22 protein-coding genes are annotated in these 21,712 nt (G+C 69.8%); 10 read left to right on the forward strand and 12 right to left on the reverse strand.

All coding sequences use genetic code 11. The features are described 5' to 3' along the window. Positions 1–46: 46 nt before the first annotated feature. From OG205_RS07790 to OG205_RS07810, 5 genes are all read left to right on the forward strand, one after another. Entirely contained in the window at positions 47–946 is a 900-nt protein-coding gene (locus OG205_RS07790; RefSeq protein ID WP_330275566.1) for a carbohydrate ABC transporter permease, read from the forward strand. Between the two features lie 11 nt (positions 947–957). Beyond that, positions 958–1,863, forward strand: a complete 906-nt coding sequence (locus tag OG205_RS07795; protein WP_330275567.1) for a carbohydrate ABC transporter permease — start codon at positions 958–960, stop codon at positions 1,861–1,863. Between the two features lie 29 nt (positions 1,864–1,892). Continuing rightward, positions 1,893–3,236 carry an ABC transporter substrate-binding protein gene (locus OG205_RS07800; protein ID WP_330275568.1) on the forward strand — a complete coding sequence of 448 codons (1,344 nt, stop codon included), beginning with the start codon at positions 1,893–1,895 and terminating at the stop codon, positions 3,234–3,236. 29 nt (positions 3,237–3,265) lie between these two features. Then, positions 3,266–4,765 (forward strand): glycoside hydrolase family 36 protein, encoded by a 1,500-nt coding sequence (locus OG205_RS07805; RefSeq protein ID WP_330275569.1) that lies wholly within the window; start codon positions 3,266–3,268, stop codon positions 4,763–4,765. A gap of 82 nt (positions 4,766–4,847) precedes the next feature. After that, positions 4,848–6,002, forward strand: a complete 1,155-nt coding sequence (locus OG205_RS07810) for an ROK family transcriptional regulator (protein WP_330275570.1) — start codon at positions 4,848–4,850, stop codon at positions 6,000–6,002. 48 nt (positions 6,003–6,050) lie between these two features. Here the strand turns inward: OG205_RS07810 and OG205_RS07815 are convergent, their stop codons facing one another. From OG205_RS07815 to OG205_RS07845, 7 genes are all read right to left on the reverse strand, one after another. Then, on the reverse strand, positions 6,051–6,821 hold the full coding sequence (locus OG205_RS07815) for a DeoR/GlpR family DNA-binding transcription regulator (RefSeq protein WP_330275571.1): 771 nt from the start codon (positions 6,819–6,821) through the stop codon (positions 6,051–6,053). A 36-nt stretch (positions 6,822–6,857) separates the two neighbouring features. Next, complete coding sequence (locus OG205_RS07820; protein ID WP_330275572.1) at positions 6,858–7,784, reverse strand: ROK family protein; 927 nt, start codon at positions 7,782–7,784, stop codon at positions 6,858–6,860. 270 nt (positions 7,785–8,054) lie between these two features. After that, positions 8,055–8,546, reverse strand: coding sequence for a hypothetical protein (locus OG205_RS07825; protein WP_330275573.1), 492 nt, complete (start codon positions 8,544–8,546; stop codon positions 8,055–8,057). Next, on the reverse strand, positions 8,539–9,537 hold the full coding sequence (locus OG205_RS07830; protein WP_330275574.1) for a trypsin-like serine peptidase: 999 nt from the start codon (positions 9,535–9,537) through the stop codon (positions 8,539–8,541). The genes OG205_RS07825 and OG205_RS07830 overlap by 8 nt, the downstream gene beginning before the upstream one ends. 373 nt (positions 9,538–9,910) lie before the next feature. Then, positions 9,911–10,582 carry an AIM24 family protein gene (locus OG205_RS07835; RefSeq protein ID WP_330275575.1) on the reverse strand — a complete coding sequence of 224 codons (672 nt, stop codon included), beginning with the start codon at positions 10,580–10,582 and terminating at the stop codon, positions 9,911–9,913. A 65-nt stretch (positions 10,583–10,647) separates the two neighbouring features. Further along, positions 10,648–11,112 (reverse strand): peptidoglycan-binding domain-containing protein, encoded by a 465-nt coding sequence (locus OG205_RS07840; protein ID WP_330275576.1) that lies wholly within the window; start codon positions 11,110–11,112, stop codon positions 10,648–10,650. A 12-nt stretch (positions 11,113–11,124) separates the two neighbouring features. Further along, on the reverse strand, positions 11,125–11,556 hold the full coding sequence (locus tag OG205_RS07845) for a hypothetical protein (RefSeq protein WP_330275577.1): 432 nt from the start codon (positions 11,554–11,556) through the stop codon (positions 11,125–11,127). Positions 11,557–11,677: 121 nt separating this feature from the next. Here OG205_RS07845 and OG205_RS07850 point away from each other — a divergent pair, with 121 nt between their 5' ends. Further along, positions 11,678–14,572 (forward strand): AfsR/SARP family transcriptional regulator, encoded by a 2,895-nt coding sequence (locus OG205_RS07850; RefSeq protein ID WP_330275578.1) that lies wholly within the window; start codon positions 11,678–11,680, stop codon positions 14,570–14,572. Here OG205_RS07850 and OG205_RS07855 read toward each other — a convergent pair. The 4 genes from OG205_RS07855 to OG205_RS07870 are packed head-to-tail and all read right to left on the reverse strand — an operon-like array spanning position 14,564 to position 17,973. Next, the gene (locus OG205_RS07855; RefSeq protein ID WP_330275579.1) at positions 14,564–15,220 is read right to left on the reverse strand and encodes a CoA transferase subunit B; all 657 of its coding nucleotides are present in this window, start codon (positions 15,218–15,220) and stop codon (positions 14,564–14,566) included. The two genes, OG205_RS07850 and OG205_RS07855, sit on opposite strands and share 9 nt — an antisense overlap. Position 15,221: 1 nt before the next feature. Then, a complete protein-coding gene (locus tag OG205_RS07860) occupies positions 15,222–15,998 on the reverse strand; it encodes a CoA transferase subunit A (RefSeq protein WP_330275580.1) in 777 nt (258 codons plus the stop codon). After that, positions 15,995–16,759: a 3-oxoadipate enol-lactonase gene (gene pcaD / locus OG205_RS07865; protein WP_330275581.1), complete on the reverse strand. Its 765-nt coding sequence runs from the start codon at positions 16,757–16,759 to the stop codon at positions 15,995–15,997. The genes OG205_RS07860 and pcaD overlap by 4 nt, the downstream gene beginning before the upstream one ends. Beyond that, complete coding sequence (locus OG205_RS07870) at positions 16,759–17,973, reverse strand: acetyl-CoA C-acetyltransferase (protein ID WP_330275582.1); 1,215 nt, start codon at positions 17,971–17,973, stop codon at positions 16,759–16,761. The genes pcaD and OG205_RS07870 overlap by 1 nt, the downstream gene beginning before the upstream one ends. A gap of 78 nt (positions 17,974–18,051) precedes the next feature. Here OG205_RS07870 and OG205_RS07875 point away from each other — a divergent pair, with 78 nt between their 5' ends. Continuing rightward, positions 18,052–18,948 carry a LysR substrate-binding domain-containing protein gene (locus OG205_RS07875; RefSeq protein WP_330275583.1) on the forward strand — a complete coding sequence of 299 codons (897 nt, stop codon included), beginning with the start codon at positions 18,052–18,054 and terminating at the stop codon, positions 18,946–18,948. 1 nt (position 18,949) lies between these two features. Here OG205_RS07875 and OG205_RS07880 read toward each other — a convergent pair whose 3' ends face one another. Beyond that, a complete protein-coding gene (locus OG205_RS07880) occupies positions 18,950–19,450 on the reverse strand; it encodes a MarR family winged helix-turn-helix transcriptional regulator (protein ID WP_330275584.1) in 501 nt (166 codons plus the stop codon). An 85-nt stretch (positions 19,451–19,535) separates the two neighbouring features. Here OG205_RS07880 and OG205_RS07885 point away from each other — a divergent pair, with 85 nt between their 5' ends. From OG205_RS07885 to OG205_RS07895, 3 genes are read left to right on the forward strand one after another with little or no spacing between them, the layout of a single operon-like run. Further along, positions 19,536–20,159, forward strand: a complete 624-nt coding sequence (locus tag OG205_RS07885) for an NADPH-dependent F420 reductase (protein ID WP_330275585.1) — start codon at positions 19,536–19,538, stop codon at positions 20,157–20,159. A 39-nt stretch (positions 20,160–20,198) separates the two neighbouring features. Then, positions 20,199–21,176 carry an NADPH:quinone reductase gene (locus OG205_RS07890; RefSeq protein WP_330275586.1) on the forward strand — a complete coding sequence of 326 codons (978 nt, stop codon included), beginning with the start codon at positions 20,199–20,201 and terminating at the stop codon, positions 21,174–21,176. A gap of 34 nt (positions 21,177–21,210) precedes the next feature. Continuing rightward, entirely contained in the window at positions 21,211–21,651 is a 441-nt protein-coding gene (locus OG205_RS07895; protein WP_330275587.1) for a hypothetical protein, read from the forward strand. Positions 21,652–21,712: the final 61 nt, after the last annotated feature.

The raw sequence follows: 21,712 nt of genomic DNA on the forward strand, positions 1-21,712 counted from the left end.
ACTGGCAAGAGTGAGGCGCGAAGGTCCCTGATGCGGAGGCGTGTCCATGGGCGCCGGCAAGACTGCTGCAACGCCGCGGCGACGCGACGACCGCAAGGTGGCGTGGCTGTTCCTGGCGCCGGTGCTGGTGGGCTTCGTGCTGTTCTACGCGTACCCGACCGTGCTGGGCGTCTACTACTCGCTCACCGACTACGGCATGTTGGCGGCACCGAACCTCGTCGGCGCGGAGAACTACCGCGACCTCGTGGACGACGACAAGTTCTGGAACGCGCTCAAGGTCACCGGCTACTACGTCGTGCTGAACATCGTCTCGCAGACCGTGCTGGCACTCGCCCTGGCCACGTTGATGCACCGTCTGACCCAGTCGGTGGCGATCCGCGCGATGCTGCTGGTGCCCTGGCTGGTTCCCAACGTCACCGTGGGCCTGCTGTGGATGTGGATGCTCGACGCCAACATCGGCTTCGTCAACCACGTCCTGCGCGCGGTGGGGCTGAGCACCACGGGCTTCCTCACCTCGCCGACGTGGGCGATGCCCACCGTCGCGGGCATCAACACCTGGGCCTACGCCGGCTACACGGCTCTGCTGCTCTACGCGGGAATGCTGCAGATCCCCCGATATCTGTACGAAAGCGCCTCTTTGGACGGTGCCGGCGAGTGGCGGATGTTCACCCGCATCACCCTGCCGCTGCTGCGCCCCGTGCTGGCCCTGGTGCTGGTGGTCTCCCTGATCGGCTCGTTCCAGATCTTCGACACCATCGCGGTGACCACCAAGGGCGGACCGGTCGGTGCCACCAGGGTCATCTACTTCTACATCTACGAACAGGCGTTCACGAACTTCCGCATGGGTTACGCCTCCGCGATCGCCGTGGTGCTCGCTCTGCTGCTCGGGGTGCTGACCGCCGTGCAGATGCGGCTCCTGCGCGCCTCCCGCTCGGACCTGGCATGAGGAGAGTGCCCATGACACCCGCCCGCACCCGGATGCCGCTGGGTCAGATCCAGTTGGGCCGGATCGCCGCCTGGGCGTTGCTGGCCGTGGCCGCGGTGGCGACGATCTTCCCGTTCTACTGGATGGTGCGCACCGCGCTCACGCCCGCGGCCGACCTGTACTCGGACGGGGTCGGCCTGCTGCCGGAGAACCCCACGATGATCAATTTCCTGCGGGTGCTCGGACTGACGAGTCAGCAGGAGGCGCGGGCGGCCGGTGGTTCCGGTGCCAAGGTCGACTTCCTGCGCTATCTGCTCAACTCGTTCGTCTACTGCGGACTGATCACGGTCGTGCAGACGCAGTGCTGCGCGATGGCCGGATACGCCTTCGCCCGGCTCCGCTTTCCCGGCCGTGACCTGGTCTTCGGTGTGCTGATCGCCGCGCTCATGGTCCCGCCGATCTTCACCCTGCTGCCCAACTTCGTGCTCGTGAAGAACCTCGGCTGGTTGAACACCTTCGCGGGCATGGTCGCCCCGAGCGTGCTCATGACCCCGTTCGCCGTGTTCTTCCTGCGCCAGTTCTTCCTGTCGATTCCCCGCGAGATCGAGGAAGCGGCCACATTGGACGGTGTGGGCGGCTGGGGCATGTTCTGGCGCGTGGTGCTGCCGATGAGCCGTGGCCCGTTGCTCACCATCGGGCTGACCACCGCGGTGTGGTCCTGGAAGGACTTCCTGTGGCCGTTGCTGACCGGCCGTGACGAGAAGACCAGGGTGCTGACCGTCGCGCTCGGCATCTTCCAGCAGCAGTCTCCCAACACCCAGCCCGACTGGACCGGGCTGATGGCCGGTTCGACGCTGACCGTGCTGCCCGTGCTCGTACTGCTGATCTTCCTCGGCCGCCGCCTGGTCGAGTCCCTCAACTTCACCGGCATCAAGTGAGCCGGCCCGACCCGAGAGGCAGACCAACCATGCGATCCACACGACGGCGCGCCGGCGCCCTCCTGCTGAGCCTGGCCCTCGCCGCCCCCCTCGCCGCCTGCTCGAGCACCGGCGACGGTGCCGATGGTGCGACGACGCTGGACTACTGGCTGTGGGACGACCGGCAACTGCCCGCCTACCAGGACTGCGCGGACGCCTTCCACGCCGCGAACCCGGACATCACCGTCAAGATCACGCAGACGGCCTGGGCCCAGTACTGGCAGAACCTCACCACCCAGCTCGCCTCCGGCGACGCGCCCGACGTGTGGACCAACCAGAGCACCTACTACCCGCAGTTCGCCAGCCAGAACCAGCTCCTGGACGTAGAACCCTTCGTCCAGCGCGACAAGGTCGACCTCGCCGCCTACCAGCCGGGCCTGAGCGAGGTGTGGGTCAAGGACGGCAAGCGCTACGGGTTACCGAAGGACTGGGACACGATGGCGCTGGTGGTCAACACCGACGCGCTCGGGAAGCAGGGTGTCGACCCCGCGCAGCTGGAGGACCTCACCTGGAACCCGGCCGACGGCGGCACGTTCGAGCAGGTGATCGCCAAGGCCACGGTCGACGCCAACGGCCGCAACGGTCTCGACCCCGCCTTCGACAAGAACAGCGTCCAGGTCTACGGGTTCCTGCCCGAGTGGGCCGACGGTGCCAACGGGCAGAACGGCTGGGCCGTCTTCGCCGCTGCCAACGGGTTCACCTACCTCGACAAGAACCCCTGGGGCACCCACTACAACTACGACGATCCCAAGCTCGCCGAGACCATCAACTGGTTCAAGCGCCTCATCGACAAGGGGTATGCGCCCCGTCTCGACAAGCAGTCCAGCGTCGCCAACTCCGAGCTGATCATCGCGGGCAAGGGCGCGATGACGATCGCCGGCTCGTGGACGATCCTCACCTTCACCGACCCGAAGGTGAAGCAGAAGCTCGCCTTCACACCTCTGCCTGCCGGGCCGCAGGGGCGCAAGAGCTCCATCAACGGCCTGTCCGACGCCATCTGGGCCGGCAGCGAGCATCCGGAACAGGCCTGGAAGTGGGTCAGGTTCCTGGGCTCGGCCGACTGCCAGGACCGCGTCGCCGAGCGCGCCGTGGTCTTCCCCGCCATCACCGGCGCCAGCCAGAAGGTGGACGCCGCGCACCAGGCCGCGGGACGGGACGTGCACGCCTTCACCGGCGCCGCGAAGAAGGACACCTTCCTGCTGCCCGTCACGGAGCACGGCACCGAGCTCAATCCGATCGTCCAGGACGCCATCCAGTCCGTCATCCTCGGCGACGCCAAGGCAGACGAGGCGTTGAAGGAGGCGAACAACAAGGTCAACGCCCTCTTCAAGTAGCCGTCTGCCCATCTCACGCGAGGACACCCATGGCCCAATTCCTGACCGTCGGCGGCCGCACGTTCGGCGCCGAGCTCGAGGGCAGCGCCGTTCCGCGGCTCGTCAACGGAGGTTTGCTCCTGCCACCCGGCCGAGCAGCCCTCCTGCACGGACTCGGCGACGCGCTCTTCTACCGGCACGGACACAATTCCTGGAGTCCCTGCGGATGGCGCCGTCTCTCCGACGTCCCCTTGCGCATCGCCAGCGCAGAGCGCCGCCTGACGGCGGACGACACCACCTGGGACGACCCCGGTCGCCACCACTCGTCCGCGGTCGCTGCCCTGGAGGGACCCGACGGGCGGGTGCTTCTCCTGGGAGCACTGGGTTTGGGCGTACCCCGGCTCGCCGCCGACCAGGACACCCTCGTCGGCTGGTACGAGTCCGGCGGGGCCCCGTGGTTCCTCGCCTACGGCGACGAGGACGAGGTCTTCGCCGCCTACGCGGAGCAACTCGGCGCACGCCTGGGGCGTAGCACCAAACGGGCCGGCGACGTGTGGTGCAGCTGGTACGCCTACTACGAGAACATCACCGAGGACCAGCTCGCCAAGGACATCAACTCCCTGCGGGGCCTGCCCTTCGACGTCGCCCAGATCGACGACGGCTGGGAGGAGCAGGTGGGGGACTGGCACGCCAACCGCAAGTTCCCCGCCGGGATGCGGGCGCTGGCCGACCGGATCACGGACGCGGGGCTGCGCCCCGGTCTGTGGCTCGCCCCGTTCATCGTCCACCCCGACTCCCAGACCGCGCGCAAGCGACCGGAACTCCTGCTGCGCGACGCCGGCGGAGCGCCGGTCGTCGCGGGCCACAACTGGGGGATCGGGTACTGGACCCTCGACCTCACCCTGCGCTCGGCACAGGAACATCTGCGGGAGACCATCCACCGCGTCACCCACGAGTGGGGGTTCACCTACCTCAAGCTCGACTTCCTCCAGGCCGGCACCACGCCAGGGGCCCGCTTCGCCGACGTGGACCGCGAAGAGGCCTACCAGACCGGCCTGCGCGCCATCCGGGAAGCGGCAGGGGACGACGCCTACCTGCTGGGCAGTGGCGCGCCACTGCTGCCCTCACTCGGCCTGATCGACGGACTGCGCAGCGGCCCCGACGTCGCCCCGATGTGGGACCACTACGCCACGCAGGACCCCTCCGACGCTCTCGCCCGCAACGCCGTCGTCAACACCCTGCACCGTCTGTGGCACGCCCCCGTGCTCGAAGTCGACCCGGACGTCGTGTACTTCCGCAGCCGCCTCAACCTGCTCACCGACCAGCAGCAGAGCTGGCTGCGCGACCTGGCCGACATCTGCGGCTTCCGCGCGATCTCGGATCCACCCGGCTGGCTGCGCCCGGACGAACTGGAGGCGATGACCCAGTACCTCGACCACCGGCCCGACATTCGCAGGCTGGGTCGCTACCGATTCTCGCTCGACGGGCGCGAGGTCGACTTCGCACCGGCAGTCGATCCGGGCGCGGGGCAGGCGTATCCGATCGCTTGAGCCCGGCGCGCGACCGGACTTAGTAAACTGCGTAGCATTATTCTGTGGTGGTACGCGCTTTCCAGAGGGGCACAGCATGGCGATGAGCGGAACAGACCTCTCCCGGATGCGGGAGATGAACCAGCTGTCCGTCCTGTGGGCCCTGCGCGGCACCGCGCCCTCGACCGTCACCGAGCTCGCGGGCCGGACTGGCCTGTCCCGGCCCGCGGCGGACGTGCTCGTGCAACAGCTGGTGGCCGACGGCTGGGCAGAGGTCGAGGAACCAGGGGCCAGCAGCACGGTGGGGCGACCCGCCCGGCGCTATCGCTTCCGCGCCAACGCCGGACACGTGCTCGGCATCGACATCGGCGTGCACAAGATCCTCGTCATGCTCTGCGACCTGGAGGGAAATCCGGTCCAGTCCCTGCGCCGCCCGGCCGACCCGCAGGCCGGTCCCGCCGAGCGGCTCGCGGCGGTGGACCAGACCATCGACGACGTGCTGCGCGAGGCCGGTATGGCTGCCCCGGACATCTGGGCGATCACCGTGGGAGTGACGGGCCCGGTCGACGAGAACGGGCGCAGCATCATCTCCACCCCGTTGCCGGGGTGGCGGGAGGCCGATCCCGTCGCCCATCTCCGCATCCGGTTCACCTGCCCGATCCGAGTGGAGAACGACTGCAAGCTCGCCGCTGTCGCCGAACGCTGGAAAGGCGTCGCCCAGGACGCCGACGACATCGTCTACCTGCTCGCCGGTCTGCGTACCGGCGCGGGCCTCATCATCGACGGCACCCTTCGCCGCGGTCATGGGGGAGTGGCTGGAGAGATAGGAGCACTCAAGGCCGTGCGCTGGCTCAACGCACCAGACCACCTCACGGCCTACTCCGGGGCGCCCTCGGGTGCGAAACCCGGCGAGGCGGCGGCCTGGGTGTTCCAGGCCGCGCGGGAGGGTGACAGCGCGGCGAAGACCGCCGTCCAGCGCTACATCCGCGACCTCGCCGTCGGCGTCGCCGCGCTCGTGCTCACCCTCGACCCGCAGATTGTCGTGTACGGCGGCGGATTCTCGCGTTCCGCAGACCTGGTCCTCGACCCGCTGCGCCGCGAACTCGCCAAGCACTGCCTGCGCGTGCCGGAACTGCGCGCTTCCACGCTCAGCGACGAAGGCGTCGCGCTGGGGGCGCTGCGACTGGCCCTGGACCAGGTCGACAACATATTGCTCAGCAGTCAGCTCGCCGCGCCTGTCGCACCCCAGTTCTCCTGACCCCCGCCGGACCGTCCACAGTGAACATCAGGTCTCGTCGAGGTCCAGTCAGACCTGTTCTACGTGAACCCCGCGCTCACGGAACCGTTTGACGTCGTCATCGCCGGCACCGGTGTCGGTGATCAGCACGTTGACCTTTGTTGTTGCGCAGATCGAGGCGAACGCCCGCGCCCCGATCTTGGAGGAGTCCGCCACGACCACGACCTTGCCCGCCCGCTCGGCCAGCAGCCTGTTGATCGCGGCCTCTCCTTCGTGGTGCGCCGAGGCGCCCGCGACCGCGTCGATCGCGTCCACGCCCAGAAAGGTGATGTCGAGGCTCAGGTCGTTGAGGATCTTCTCCGCCAGCGAGGACATCAGCTCGTAGGACTGTGCCCGCGCCACGCCGCCCGTGACGACGAGCTTCACCTGAGGACGCACCGAAAGCTCGTTGGCGATGTTCAACGCGTTGGTCACCACCGTGATCACGGCATCGCCCTCAGACCGCATGACCAGCGTTCGTGCGACCTCGGTCGTCGTCGTTCCGCCGTTCAGCCCGACCACCGCGCCGGGCCACACCATGTCCGCGGCCGCCCGCGCGATCCGCTGCTTCTCCTCCGCGTGCCGCACCGTCTTGTAGCGCATCGGGAGGTTGTAAGCGACTGTGTGAGTCACCGCGCCGCCACGGGTCCGGGTCAGCAGTTGCTGTTCGGCGAGGTGGTCCAGGTCCCGGCGGATCGTCGCAGCCGAGACCTGCAACTGCTCCGAGATCTCATCTACCTCGATGCGCCCCCGCTCGCCGAGGATGTCCAACAGCGCGTTCAGCCGCTCATACCTGTTCATCGTCACCTCCAAGCAGACATCATCGCGCACGGCGAGTCAGAGGCACGGCTCTCCGCGCTGATGGGCGATCGCCGCCAGCGCCGCACCTCGGCAGCCCGCCAGACCGCCGAGCGTCGCGCGCACCAGCCGCGGTTCGCGTTGGAACGTCAAACGAGCCGACAGGCTTCTGGCGAGTGGCTCGAGCAACAAGCGGTCCGCGCCGGACAGGCCACCTCCCACCACTACGACCTCGGGGGCGAGCATGCTCGCGGTCCAGGCCAGTGCCGTGACCAGGCCCTCGACGGCCGCTTTCCACACGGTGACCGCCTCGGGTTCGCCCGCCTCGACCCGGCGCGCGACGTCGACGGCGCCGGAGATCTCCCTGCCGGTCAGGGCCGTGTAGCGACGGGCGATGGCCGCCGCGGAGGCGATGGCCTCCAGACACCCGGTGCCCCCGCACAGGCAGGGCTCGCCGTGACCGACGTCGACGTGCCCCAGTTCGCCGGCGTACCCGTCGGCATCGTGCACGTGACCGTCGGTCACCAGAGCGGAGGCAATACCAGTACCGATCGGCAGAAACAACATCGTGCGCGCGCCACGACCGCCGCCGAGCCGATTCTCGGCCAGCGCGCCGGCCCGCACGTCGTGGGTGAACGCGACAGGCCGGCGGAGGCGATCGGTGAGCAGGTCGGCGAAGGGCACGTCACGCCAGCCCAGGTTCTCCGAGAACACGCCAACGCCACGCCGCTCGTCCACGATGCCGGGCACCGCGACACCCACCTGATCGGCCGGCAGCTCCTCCGCGAGATGGCCCACCACGTCGAGGACTTCGAGCACGACCGAGGGGCCACGCCGCGGTGTCGGACGCGACCTCGTCTCGAGCACGGTGCCCGCGTCGTCGACCAGCACCGCTTTGATGGCAGTGCCGCCAACGTCCACACCGAGCACGGACACGAAGTCCCCGATCTGATCGAAGATGTTCATTTGAGGGGTCAAGTATGCAGCTGCGCACATCTATCAATCAAGGAGATGTCATCGGTGGCCGAAGCGGCGTCTGGGTCCTGCGGCACCGCCTGGTTGCGGCCGGCCTTCGCGATCCACCACACCAGCCGACATGTGCGCATGCTCGGCACCGCCACGCACCCCACCCATGCCTGGGTCACCCGGGCCATCCGCAACGTGCTCATGGACATCGAAGACACCGGACACCTCACGCGGCCCCAGCCTCTTGAACCCGTCCAGATCGAACGCCGATCAGGAAGCGGTGACTCCGGCCGGGGTGATCACGAGCGCGATCTGCCTGCCTTCGCCGCCGCACGGCGCCGTCCGGGTCGTCGCCGTTGCCTCCGCCGTGCCTTCCAGCAGCGGTGCCGCGGTGGCGTCGAACAGCTTCACGGTCACCTTCACCGGTGCGGCGGGCACGGCGAGCGAGGCGAACCCGCTCCGGCCGCCGGTCGGTTCCAGGGCCGCGCCGCAGTTGTCGCCGGAACAGGAGCTCGGCACGGCGGTGGTGGCCGGCGTCAACGTCACCTGCTCGTCCTGGCAGGTGGTGCCCTCGCACACCGAGAGCCGAGCCGTCGTCGCCGTGCCCAGCTCCGCGTCGACCTGGAGCGAGACCCCGCTTGGCCGGCCCACGAGCGAACAGCCCTGGCCGGGGCCGCCCGCGCCGCAGCCGAGCAGCACGGCGAGGCAGGCCGCCACGACGGCGGCCTGCCTCAGCACGGGAAAACCACGAACGTCAGGCATGCGACTCGGCGAAATCGTACAGAGACTTGAAGTCGTCGTCGAAGTACGGCGTGGCGATCCGGCCACCGTCCGCATCGGTGCTGGTCAGCCCGTTCACGTAGCCGAACCCCCAGCCGTCGGGGTCTTCCTCGTACTCCTGGAACCACGGTCCACCACTGGCACCGTGCCCGAACCCGCACGGGAACGCGGGCCGCCAGTCGACGAGCGACACCCGTTCGGTGTCGCCCTCGCACAACTTCGCCCGCTCACCACCGTCGATGTTGAGCGGGTAGCCCTGGGCCACGACGTGCACTTCGCGCGGCTCGTTCCAGAAAGCTCCGTTGCCACCCACCTCGTCGACCACTCGGCGACCCGACTCGTTGGTCGCGACGACGGCGATCCCCATGTCGTAGTAGAAGTTCCTGTCCTGGATCCATGGGTCCTTCGCGGTCAGGTACGTGGCGGCGAAGGTGCCGTGCGGCCGCGAACCCCTGTCGTAGTACGGGACGAAGAGGAACTCGGTGGCCCAGCCACCACCCGGACCACCGCTGTGCAGGCAGTGGCCCGCGGTCAGCACGAGCCGCCGCGACGCGCTGCCGACGGTGGTGGCCGAGCAGTGCCACAACGTGCCGTCGCCGGGCAGGCGGAAGAACACCTTGCCCACCGAGCGGCTCGGATACTGCGCCAGCACGCCGACCTCGGACGGCACAGCAGGCCTGACAGCCGGAGCCACGGGATCGATGCGCCCGGCGGGCCCGGTCGGAGCGGCCTTGCGGCGAGTGGGTGCCACGTCACCCGGCAGGTCGGCGGGCACGGACGCCATCATCTTCTCCGGTGTCCAGAACTCCCTCGTCGCCTGCTGCCCCGCGGCGGTGTCGGCGGGGCGCCCGTCCGCCGATCTTGCGACGGTGGAAGAGATTCCCGCGTTTCCGGCCGCGCTCGCGACCCCGGTGGTCAGTGCGGCGGCGGACATGGCTGCCGTGAACAGCACGGCAAAGCGTTTGAGCGTCAAGATGTTGTTCCCCCTCAGGTGGCCATGTGGTCAACCAGCGGGAGAGAGAAGAGAACGACGTGCTTGCGCACGGCGGCGGTGTGTCTGTTCTCCGTTCCCCCCAGAACTCGTCCCCGAGATTAGGGAAGCCCGGCCGCGCGGGCAATAGTCCGATGGGGGTGGGAAGGTTCCGTTTCTGTCCATAAAGGACTCTTCGGTGCGGTTCCTGCGCCTGGCAGCCGCGAACCCGTCGAGGGGGTGTCGAACCTGTATGGATGGGATTTTCGGCACGCACAAGGCTGTCGGCGCATCGAGCTCGACCACCGGCTGAACGGCAGCGGCGCCGGTGTGACACCGGCGCCGCTTCCGTTCGACGATCACCCGAGCACGGGCGTTACTGCGCGGTCGGGACGGGGTGACCTTCCGACGCCTGCACGACGACGATGCCCTGACCCTGCAGTGCGAGCTGGTACGCCTCGCCCGAGCCTCGCCCGATGACGGCGCCGAGCTTGGCCGTCTTGCGGATCGAGGACTGCAGCGAGGTGGACCACAGGACGGCGGACTGCATGTCGACGAACGTCGGCACGTCCACGTTCAGCACGACCGGCGTGCCATAGGCGGTGACGGCGAGAGCTCCCGTTCCCGTGAACGTGGTGTTGAACAGGCCGCCGCTGAGCATCGACGCGCCCTCGGTGCGGTTGATGTCCCACTTGAGGCTGCTGTCGAAGGCGAGCACGTTCTTGCCGTTGACCGTGACGCCTTCGTTCTCCAGGTGCAGCACGAAGATCTCGTCGGCGTCCTGGGAGAGGAACACGTCGCCGCTGCCCGACACCTTCATCAGCGACATGCCCTCACCGGTGAAGGCCTTCTTGAACAGCTTGCCGAGACCACCGCTGCCTTCGTAGGCGAAGTCGACGTCGCCCTGGTAGGCGACCATCGATCCCTGCTTGGCGAAGAAGAACCCGCCGCTGCCGGTGAGGTCCACCTTGAGCATGCGTTCGTTCTGCAGTTGGAAGCTTCCCGGCTCGACGGGCCGTTCCGCGTGGTTGAACAGTGAGCTGCGCATGCCCAGATGATGCAGGTGATCATCACCTCACGCATCCGTGGGGTGGTCCTCCTGGCCGCGGCACCTCACGGGTTGACGTTGTAGTAGCAGTACCCGTCCTCTCTCGGGGTCCAGGTGGCGAAGGTGGGGAACACGGCGAACGGGAAGTTGCCCCGTCGTGTCTTCGGGCCGTACCGGCCGTCGACGGCGAGGCCGACGTCGTACCACTCGTTGAGCCTGGTCTGGACGTTCTTCACCGCTTGCTCGGTCTTCGGGCCGAAGTCGCGGTCGTCCGCGATGTTCTGGCCCATGCACCGCCGCATCGACACCTGGATGACCCGGACGGCGTCGCCGAAGTTGCCCCTGCCCAGATCGCAGTTGTAGGCGCCGGTGTCCCACCCGATCGTGGGAACCCGCATGAATCCGCCCGTGACGGAGTACGTCGTGAAGCTGTTGCAGGACGCCGCCGCCTGCGCGATGCCCGGCGATGCCACCGGGATCATCGCGGCCAGAACCGCTGTGGCGGCGAGTGTCGCGCGAATCGATCTCATGGATTCCCCCGGTCAGTTGGAGAAGTAGAGCGAGGCTCCCTGGCACGAGTACGGGCAGTGCAGCTCGGCCCGGTAGTTCCCGGCCGGCCAGCCGACGGCCCAGACGCTGTGTTCGTCGCCGCGCCTCTTGCTGTTGCGGAGGATCTCCGGATCGCCAGGCCCGTCGAGGTACCGGACGAGGACGAACGAGTTGACCGGGTCCGGAGTGCCCGGCTCGAACGGCGCCGTCCACGGGATGTTCGCCGTCGCGACGTGAGGGTTCGCGCCGCTGCTGATCCACAGTGGCGCCGTCACGCACGTCCACTGGGTGGTGACGGTGCACGACCTGACGAGCATCGCGCCCGGATCCGCGGTAGCCGGCTGTCCCGCCGTCAGTACGGAGCCCAGCGCGGCCACGACCACGCCGGCGGTCCTGAGTTTGTGTGCGACTTTCCCCGTTCGCATGTAATTCCCCCTCCTGGTCCGTTGTCCCGCGTTCCCGCGGTTACGCCAACACCGTGAACCCGGCCGGTTTCACGGCGGTTTCATCGGGTGCGGTGCCACCGTCGTGCGGCGGGAGGCGACCATGAAGACGGAGTTCGGCGTGCTCGGTCCACTTCGCGTCGCAGTGGAGGGGGAAGACGTCGATCTGGATCAACCGATGCTCCGCCGTTTGCTGGCGCTGTTGCTCTGCGACGCCAACTCGCCGGTGTCCGCCGAGGCGCTCGCGGACGCGCTGTGGGAGACGAAACCGCCCGCGTCCGCGAGGAAAACCCTTCAGCTGTACGTGCATCGGCTGCGAAAGAAACTCCGCGATCCGGCGCGGATAACGCACGGACCCGCCGGTTATCGGCTCGTCGTGGAACCGGGCGAGCTCGATGCGGACGAGCTGCGACGGCTGGTCGCGGACGCCCACGCGACCGTTGATCGGGGCAGGCGTGCCGCGTTGCTGCGCGACGCGTTGGCGTTGTGGCGCGGGATTCCGCTCGCCGACCTCGTCGACGTGCCCGCCGTGCTGACGATGTCGGACGCGTTGACCGACCGGTGGCTCGCGCTGCTGGGGGAGCGCGTCGACGTCGATCTGGAGCTCGGCCGGCACGACGATCTCGTTGCGGAACTGACCGAGGTGGTGGCGCGGCACCCGTTGCACGAACGGTTCCGGGCTCAGCTGATGCTGGCCCTCTACCGGTGCGGCCGGCAGGCGGACGCTCTGGCTACCTACCACCAGGCGAGAGCGGCACTCTGCGACGAGCTGGGAGTCGATCCGTCCGATGCCCTGTGCACCCGGTACCAGGAGGTGCTGCGGGCCGATCCGGCGCTCGACCTCCCGGCACGGCCGAGCCGTCCCCGGCCGGCACAACTGCCCGCCGCGCCACGTGACTTCAGCGGACGGGTGGACGAGTTGAGGGAGCTGGACGCCGTGGTGGCCGGCGGAGCGGGACTGGTGACGATCTCGGCGATCGCGGGCGCCGCCGGGGTCGGCAAGACCGCGCTGGCCCTGCAGTGGGCGCATCAGCGGCGGGACGACTTTCCCGACGGCCAGCTGTACGTCGACCTGCGTGGAGCGGCCACGGCGAACCCGGTCGACGCGGCACACGCGCTGGGCGAGTTCCTGCGAGCGCTGGGCGTTCCTGCCGAACACGTTCCTCAGGAGCTCGACAGCGCCGCCGGGCTCTACCGGTCGCTGGTGGCCGACCGCAGGGTCCTCGTGCTGCTGGACAACGCGCACGACGTGAACCAGGTCCGGCCGCTGTTGCCCGGCACGTCCGCGACCGTGACCCTGGTGACCTCACGAAGCCGTCTCGCCGGCCTGGTCGCGATCAACGGCGCACGGCGCCTGTTGCTGGCTCCGTTGCGCCCACAGGAGTCACACGAACTGCTCGTGGCTCTACTTGGCGGTGAACGGATCGATGCCGAACCGGACGCCGCGGCCGAGGTCGCCCATGCCTGTGGCCACCTGCCACTGGCACTGCGGATCGCCGCCGCGAACCTCCTGGACCAGCCGCGCCGCCGGCTCGCCGACTTCGTCGCCGACCTGGCCCGCAACCGGCTGAGCACGCTCACGGTCTCCGACGACGACCAAGCGGCCGTGCGGTCGGTGTTCGCGCTGTCGTACGAGCGCCTCGAGCCGGCGGCGCGCAGGGTGTTCCGGCGGCTCGGCCTGGTGCCGGACGTCGACTTCACACCCGAGGCCGCCGACGCACTCGACGGCGTGGGCGGCACGCGCCTGCTGGAGGTGCTGTACGACGCTCATCTGCTGGACCGCCGGACACCCGGCCGCTACTCCTTCCACGACCTGATCGGGTTGTACGCCAGGGAACTCGCCGAGGCGGAGGAGGATCGGCCGGCCCGCGAGGCGGCGCTCGACCGGCTCTGCGCCTGGTACGTCGGCAGGCTGGCCGCGGCGGACCGGTTGCTCGTGCCCTACCGCCCGTCCGGCGTCGGAGCCGACCCGACGGCGCCGTTCGGCACCGCGCTGGACGCGTTGGCGTGGCTGGACGACGAGAGGTCCAACCTCTCCGCGTTGGTCCATCACGCCGTGTCGACGCGGCGGCACGAGGTGGCGTGGCAGATCCCGTTCCTGCTGAGCGGCTACTTCGAGCACCGCGGCACGTGGCTGCTCGGCGTCCGCCTGCTGCGGTCCGCGGTCGACGCCGTGACGGAGTTCGACGACCTCGACCTCGAATGCCGGACCAGAGCGCAGTTCTCGATCGCTCTGGTCCACGCCGGACGCGTCCCTGAGGCCGTGCGGGAACAGCAACGGTGTCTCGCCATCGCGAGGGAGGCCGGCAACACGCGACGGCAAGCGGCAACGCTGAACAACCTCGGCTGGATGCACCACGAACAAGGCGACACCGCCGCCGCGCTCGCTTCGTACGAGGCGGCGTTCGCGCTGTTCGCGGCCCTGGACGACCGCGGCTACATGGCGATCGTGCTGCAGAACATCGGCGACGCGAAGTCGTTGCTCGGTGACTTCGCCGGCGCGGTCGAGCATCACGAACGTTCCCTGGCCATCGCCCGCGAGGACGATCTCGTCGGCCAGCAAGGGGATTCCCTGCTGTCCCTCGGCCAAGCGCACGCACGAGTGCAACGGCACCGCGACGCGGTCCGGATCTTCCGTTCCGCGTTGCCGCCGGTCGTGGAAGCCGGCAACAAGATGACGGAAGCCCTCGCCCACAGCGAGTTCGGCCACAGCCTGCGCGTTCTCGGCGACAGCGCCGCCGCGGCCGACGAGTTCGCGCTGGCCGCAAAGCTCTACCACGACACGGATGACGTGCACCTCGCCGTCGCCGCCTATCTGGACCTGAGCGGCGTGCGCGTCGAGACGGGCGACTTCGATGCGGCACGGCGGGCGTTCGACTCGGCCCGCGAGCTCCATCTCCTGGCGCCCGACCCGATCAGCGCCCGGCGCCTCGACGCGACGGCCGCGAGTGTGGCGAGTGGCTGCCGGAAGGGTGCTTCACAGGCGGAGTCACCTTGATGCCGGCGTCACCGAGTTCGTGTCGAGCACCGGCGCGCCCGTCCTCGCCACCACGTCCTCGACCGTGCTGCCGGGCGCGAGCTCGACCAGCCGGAACGCCCCGTCCGCGACGTCGAGCACGGCCAGATCGGTGATGACGCGGGAGACGACCCGGCGTCCGGTCAGCGGCAGGGTGCAGGCGGAGACCAGCTTCGGGTCGCCGGCGCGCGACACGTGGTCCATCAGGACGATGATCCGGCGGGCGCCGCTGACGAGGTCCATCGCGCCGCCCATGCCCTTGACCATCGCGCCCGGCACCATCCAGTTCGCGAGGTCGCCGTGCGCGGAGACCTGCATGCCGCCGAGCACGGCGGTGTCGATGTGGCCGCCGCGGATCATCGCGAAGCTGGTGGGGGAGTCGAAGAACGAGGCTCCCGGCAGCACGCTGACGGTCTGCTTGCCCGCGTTGATGAGGTCGGGGTCGACCTCGTCGTCGTAGGGGAACGGGCCTACGCCGAGGATGCCGTTCTCCGCGTGCAGCGTCACCGTGGAGTTCGCCGGCAGGTGGTCGGGGATCAGGGTGGGCAGGCCGATGCCGAGGTTGACGTACTCGCCGTCGCGCAGTTCGAGCGCGGCGCGGGCGGCCATCTCATCACGGGTCCAGGCCATGTCAGTTCGCCTCCTGGCGGGCGCGGGTGGTGCGCTTCTCGATGTCCTTGCGGGCGGCCTGGTCCGGGGTGAGCGCGACGACGCTCTGCACGAACACACCGGGCAGGTGCACGTGATCCGGCTCGATCTCGCCGACCTCGACGACGCGTTCGGCCTCGACGACGGTGAACCGGCCCGCCATCGCGGCGGCCGGGTTGAAGTTGCGGGCGGCGGCGTGGAAGACGCAGTTGCCCGCGCGGTCGGCGATCGCGGCGCGCACGAGTGCCACGTCGGTGACGATCGACTCCTCCAGCACCATCTCCTTGCCGTGGAACGTGCGGACCTCCTTGGCAGGGGAGGAGAGTGCGACGGTGCCGTCCGGGTGGTACCGCCACGGCAGCCCGCCCTCGGACACGAGCGTGCCGACACCGGTCGGCGTGTAGAAGGCGCCCACTCCCGAACCGCCCGCGCGCAGCCGTTCCGCGAGTGTCCCTTGTGGAGTGAGCTCCACGGTCAGCTCACCCGTCAGGTACTGCCGGGCGAACTCCTTGTTCTCGCCGACGTAGGACGCGACGACCCGGCTGATGCGGCGGTGTTCGAGCAGCAGTCCGAGACCGGCACCGTCGACACCGCAGTTGTTCGAGACGATCGTGAGGTCGTCGGCGCCCTGCTCCAGCAGGGCCTCGATGAGGAACCACGGGATGCCCGCGAGCCCGAACCCCCCGACCGCGACGCTCGCGCCGGACCGGATGCCGGCCACGGCTTCGGCCGGTCCGGCGGCCACCTTGCCCAGACTCATGAACGGCTCTCCTTGGTGAGGTGGTCGATGAGTGCCGCCGTGACGACGTCCGGCTGCTCGACGTTGGCGAGGTGGGCGGCGCCCGGGACGACGAGAAGCCGGCCGTCCTGGACCGAGGTGGCGATCTCCTCGAGGTGGTGGGGCGGTGTCGCCGGGTCGTCCGCTCCCGCGATCGCGAGCGTCGGCGCGCTGATCCCGGCGAGGTCCGCGCGCTGGTCCATGACGGCGATCGCCTCGCAGCAGCCCGCGTACCCCTCCGCCGGAGTGGCCGAGACCATCGCCTCCCACCGCGCGCGGTCCTGGTAGGCGGGGGTGAACCAGCGCTGGACGACGGCCTCGGCGACCGCGCCCGTTCCCCGTGCGCGAACGAGGGCGGCGCGGTCGGTCCAGTTCGCCGCCGGCCCGAGGCACGCGCTGGTGCACAGGACCGCGAGCCGGTCCACGCGTTCGGGGTTGCGGGCGGCGACGCGCAGTGCGGTCATGCCGCCCAGCGACAGCCCGACCAGGTGCGCCTTCTCCACGTCCAGCCGGTTGAGCAGCACGACGAGGTCACCGGCGAGCGCGTCGATGGTGTGCGGACCGGGCACGACGGGGGAACGGCCGTGACCGCGGGTGTCGTAGCGGACCACCCGGAAGTGCTCTTCGAGCGCGGCGACGTTGGCGTCCCACATCTCCAGCGTCGACCCGAGCGAGTTGGACAGCACGACGACCGGCCCGTCCGGCCTGCCCGTGACGACGTGGTGGACCTCGGCGACGCTCATCAGCGCACCGCCTCGAAGACGGCGGCGAGACCCTGACCGCCGCCGATGCACATCGTCTCCAGGCTGTAGCGGCTGCCGCGGCGGCGCATCTCGTGCGCGAGCGTCGCCAGGATCCGCGCCCCGGTCGCGCCGACCGGGTGGCCGAGCGAGATGCCGGACCCGTTGGGGTTGAGCCGCTCGTCGCCGGCGTCGACCTTCCACTCGCGCAGGCAGGCGAGCACCTGGGCGGCGAACGCCTCGTTGAGCTCGATCACGTCCATGTCGTCGAGGGTGAGCCCGGCCCGGTCGAGCGCGGCGGCCGAGGCGGGCACCGGTCCGATGCCCATCACCTCGGGTCCGACCCCGGCGACGGCCCACGACCTGAGCGCGAGCACGGGCCGCAGCCCGCGCTTCTCGGCTTCGTCGCGGGTGGTGACCACGCACAGCGCGGCACCGTCGTTCTGACCGCTCGCGTTGCCCGCCGTGACCGTGGACTCGGGGTCGAGCTTCAGCCGGACCGGTCGCAGCGCGGCGAGGTCGTCGAGCGTCGTGTCCGGGCGGGGGTGCTCGTCGCGGCCGACGGTCAGGTCAGGCTTGCCGCGGCGGCCGGGGACGATCACCGGCACGAGCTCGTCGGCGAACCTGCCCGCCTGGTCGGCGGCACCCCAGCGCTGCTGCGACCGCAGCGCGAACTCGTCCTGCTCGGCGCGCGAGATGCCGTACTCGCGACGGAGGTTCTCGGCCGTCTCCAGCATGCCGCCGGACACCGGGTGGAACCGGCCACCGGCCGTCTCCCTGGCCCGGTCGAGCCGGTCGACGAGCTGGATCCCGCCGCTGCGAACACCGGTGCGCAACCCCAGCGCGTAGTGCTCTACCTGCGACATCGACTCCGCGCCACCCGCCACGACGACCTTCGCCGCACCGGTCGCGACCTGACCCGCCGCGTAGAGCACGGCCTGCAGCCCGGAACCGCAGCGCCGGTCGATCTGGAGGCCGGGCACGCCGACACCGAGACCCGCGTCGAGCGCCGCGATCCGGCCGATCGCCGGTGACTCGCCGTTCGCGTAGCTCTGCCCGAGCACGACGTCGTCGACATCGCCCTCCCGCAGTCCCGTGCGGCGCACCAGTTCCGTGAGCACGGTGGTGGCGAGGTCGGCGGCACTGAGCGAGGCCAGAGCCCCGCCGAACCGTCCGACCGGGGTCCGGAGGGGCTCGCAGATCACGACGTCGGTCATGCCCTCGACCCTAGGGCCGTCCGGTGATATTCAGAAATACTCATTTAACGGTGGCTGAGACTCTGCGAGTATCAATCAGTGGAACTTCGTCATCTGCGGTACTTCGTGGCGGTCGCCGAGGAACGGCACTTCGGGCGCGCCGCCGAACGCCTGCACATGGCGCAACCACCGCTCTCGCAGCAGATCCAGCAGCTGGAGACCGAGCTCGGGGTGACGTTGCTGCACCGCACCACCCGCAAGGTCGACCTCACCGACGCCGGACTGGTCTACCTGGACCGCGTGCGAGCGGTGCTGTCCGCTGTGGACGAAGCGTCGGCAGAGGCGCGACGGGTGGCCGAGGGCGTGCAGGGCCGGCTGGTCGTCGGGTGCGTCGGCTCGGCCACCTACAGCCTGCTGCCCGCGTTCGCCAGGGCCCTGCGGGACGAACTGCCGGCCGTCGACTTCGTGTTCCGCGGCGAGATGCTGGCACCGGACCAGCTCGAATCCCTGCTCGCCCGCCGCATCGACCTCGCCCTGCTGCGCCCGCCGGTCGAGCACTCCGGGCTGCGGGTGACCACGGTGCGCCGCGACCGGCTCATCGTCGCGTTGCCCGAGGACCACCGCCTCGCCCGGCGCAAGCGGCTGAAGATCGAGGACCTGCGCGAGGAAGACCTGATCGTGCACGCGTCCCACGGCCGTTCGGTCATGCACGGGATCGTCACGGACCTGTGCCGCTCGGCGGGGTTCGAGCCGCGGATCCGCCACGAGGTGGCGGAGACCTCGACCCTCGTCACCTTCGTCGCGTCCGGACTCGGCGTGGCCGTCGTCCCCGAACCGGTGGCGGAACTCGGCGTGCCCGGCACGACCTACCGCCCGCTGGCAGGAAAGCAGGCAATCGACCTCGTGGCCGCCGTACGCGCCGACGACGACTCGCCGGTGCTCGCGAGGGCGCTCGGGTTGCTGGCGCGGTGGCAGGAACAGACCACAGCGCGCTGACTCAGGTCTCCAGCCACTCCGGCCGGGTGGACGAGGCGGGGTCGAGCCGGTCGAGGATGCGTTCGTGGGCGGCGTGCAGCCGGCTCAGTTGTTTGGCGTCCAAGGGGTCCACGACCAGTTCGCGGACCAATGTGACGTGACCAGGTGCGGCCTGCTCGACGGCGGCCATGCCCGCGTCGGTGAGGACCGCGCGGCTGGCCCGGCCGTCGCCGGGGTCGGGCTCGCGGCGCAGCAGGTCGCGAGCCTCCAGGCGCTTCACGACGTTCGAGAGGCGTGACAGCGAGGAACTGGTGAGCTGCGCGAGGCGGCTCAGGCGCAGGGCGTGGCCGGGGATCTCGGAGAGCATCGACAGCACGTGGTACTCGAAGAAGGTCAGCCCGGCGTCGCGCTCCAGCTGGGCGCCGAGGGTCGCGGGCAGCCGGGTCAGCACGCGCACCATGTCGAGCCAGGCCAGCCGTTGCTCCGCCGTCAGCCAGCGCGGGTCCTTCGAGTCCGGGGTCACACCCCCAATTTACTTGACGCTTGAACCAATCGCTCGTAGCCTCGGAGACAGAAAGTTCAAAGTTGAACTATTTTTGGAGGCTGTCATGCGCGTCGCGATCATCGGTGCGGGCAACGTCGGATCCGGACTCGCCGGCGCTGCTGCCGCCGCGGGACACCAGGTCACCGTTGCCGCCGCCCACGAGGAGAACGCGGTCAAGGTCGCCGAGCAGGTGGGCGGAACGTCCGCGGCGTCCGTGGCAGACGCCTCCCAGGGCGCGGACGTGATCGTGCTGGCGGTGCCCGCCGGCGCAGCGGCCGACGTGCTGGACGAGATCAAGGGCACCGGCGCGGTCGTCGTGGACGCCACCAACCCGATCAACGAGACCTACAGCGATCTGACGACCGGCGGCACGAGTCACGCCGAGCAACTGGCCTCCGCCGCGCCGGGAGTGAAGCTCGTCAAGGCGTTCAACACCGTCTTCGCCTCCCGGCTGGGTGACGCGACCGAGGGCGGTCAGCCGCTCGACGGCTACTACGCCGGCGACGACGCCGCGGCGAAGCAGGTCGTGGCGGACCTGCTGACCTCGCTGGGTTTCCGCCCGATCGACGCGGGCGGCCTGCGGATGGCCCGTTCGCTGGAGGAACTGGCCTTCCTGAACATCACCCTCAACGCGCGCAACGGCTGGACCTGGCAGAGTGGGTGGCGCCTCACCGGCCCGACCGTCTGAAAAGGACGGCCCGCTTCCCGTTCCGGCTGAAGGAGAACCATGTTCGCGTCCTGGTACGACCAGCAGGGTTCCGCCGCCGAGGTCCTGCGCGTCGGCGAGCTGCCCGATCCCGAGCCCGGCCCCGGTGAGGTGCGGGTCGAGGTGCGACTGTCCGGGGTGAACCCCGGCGACACCAAGAAACGGCGTGGCTGGCTGGGTTCCTCGATGCCGTTCCCGAGGGTCGTCCCGCACAGCGACGCCGCCGGAGTGGTGGACGCGGTCGGCGACGGCGTCGACAAGAACCGGCTGGGACGGCGCGTGTGGGTCTACGGCGCGCAGTCCTACCGTGCGTTCGGCACAGCCGCGCAGTACGTGGTCGTGCCCGAGCACATGGCCGTGCCGCTGCCCGATCACGTGACCGACGAACTGGCCGCGAGCCTGGGCATCCCCGGCATCACGGCCCACCGCACGGTGTTCGCCGACGGACCGGTCGACGGACGGACCGTGCTGGTGCAGGGCGTGCTCGGCGGTGTCGGTTCCCTTGCCGCGCAACTGGCGCGCTGGGGCGGTGCCACCGTCCTGGGAACCGTGACCAGGACCAGCGACCTCGGCCTCGTCGACCCCGAGTTCGTCTCGCACGCGGTAGCCCTCGACACCCCCGGCGCGGCCGACGAGATTCGCGCCAACGCGCCGGACGGCGTGCACCGCATCATCGAGGTGTCGTTGTCCGACAACGCGGACCTCGACGTCGCCGTCATCGCGAACGACGGCGTCATCGCCGCCTACGGCACCCGGACCGACCGCACGGAACTGCCGTTCTGGCCACTGCTGTTCGCCAACGCCACGGTCCGGCTCTTCGGCAGCGACGACTTCCCCGCCGCCGCGAAACGAGCCGCGGCCCGCGACCTCACCGCCGCGGCCGCCATGGACGCACTGCGGGTGAAGGTCGGGCAGCTGTTCCCGCTCGCCGAGATCGCGGCGGCCCACGAGCGGGTCGACGCGGGCGGTCGCGGCCGCGTGCTCGTCACCGTCCCGTGAACGGTTCGGCCGCCCGACAGGCTAGTTTGCCCCGGTGAGTCTCCTCGATGACGTGGCCGAACGCGACGGCTGGCGATGCTGGGTGTGCGACGAGCCGGTCGACCCCGGCATGTCGGTGAACGACGCGCGAGGACCGAGCGTCGACAGCCGGACCGCCGACCGGAAGGCGAAGATCGCCGAACGCCTCGCGCACCGCGGGTGCAACAGCCGCAAGGGCGCGGTCAAGGTCGTCATCGAGTGGCCGGACCGCCTGCACGTGGCCGAACCCGCGCCGCTGATCACCGTGGCCGGGCGGCTGGAGCGCAAGGGCGGCCGCGAGATGGTGGCCCGGTGCCCGACGAAGCAGGACGCCCACGAGGCCGCGGACTGGCTGGCGGACCGGTTCTCCCGGCTGGTGCCGGGGCTGCCGGTGACCGCCACCGTAGAGGCTGGCGGCGGCCAGTTCCTCGTCGTCCTGGCCACCGGACGTCGTTGAGCGTTTCCTCGGAAGACAATTCCCGGAATCTCCCGATGCGCATTCCTGGTCGGGTGACCGC

Source organism: Lentzea sp. NBC_00516, from assembly GCF_036346835.1.
Taxonomy (GTDB): Bacteria; Actinomycetota; Actinomycetes; order Mycobacteriales; family Pseudonocardiaceae; genus Lentzea; species Lentzea sokolovensis.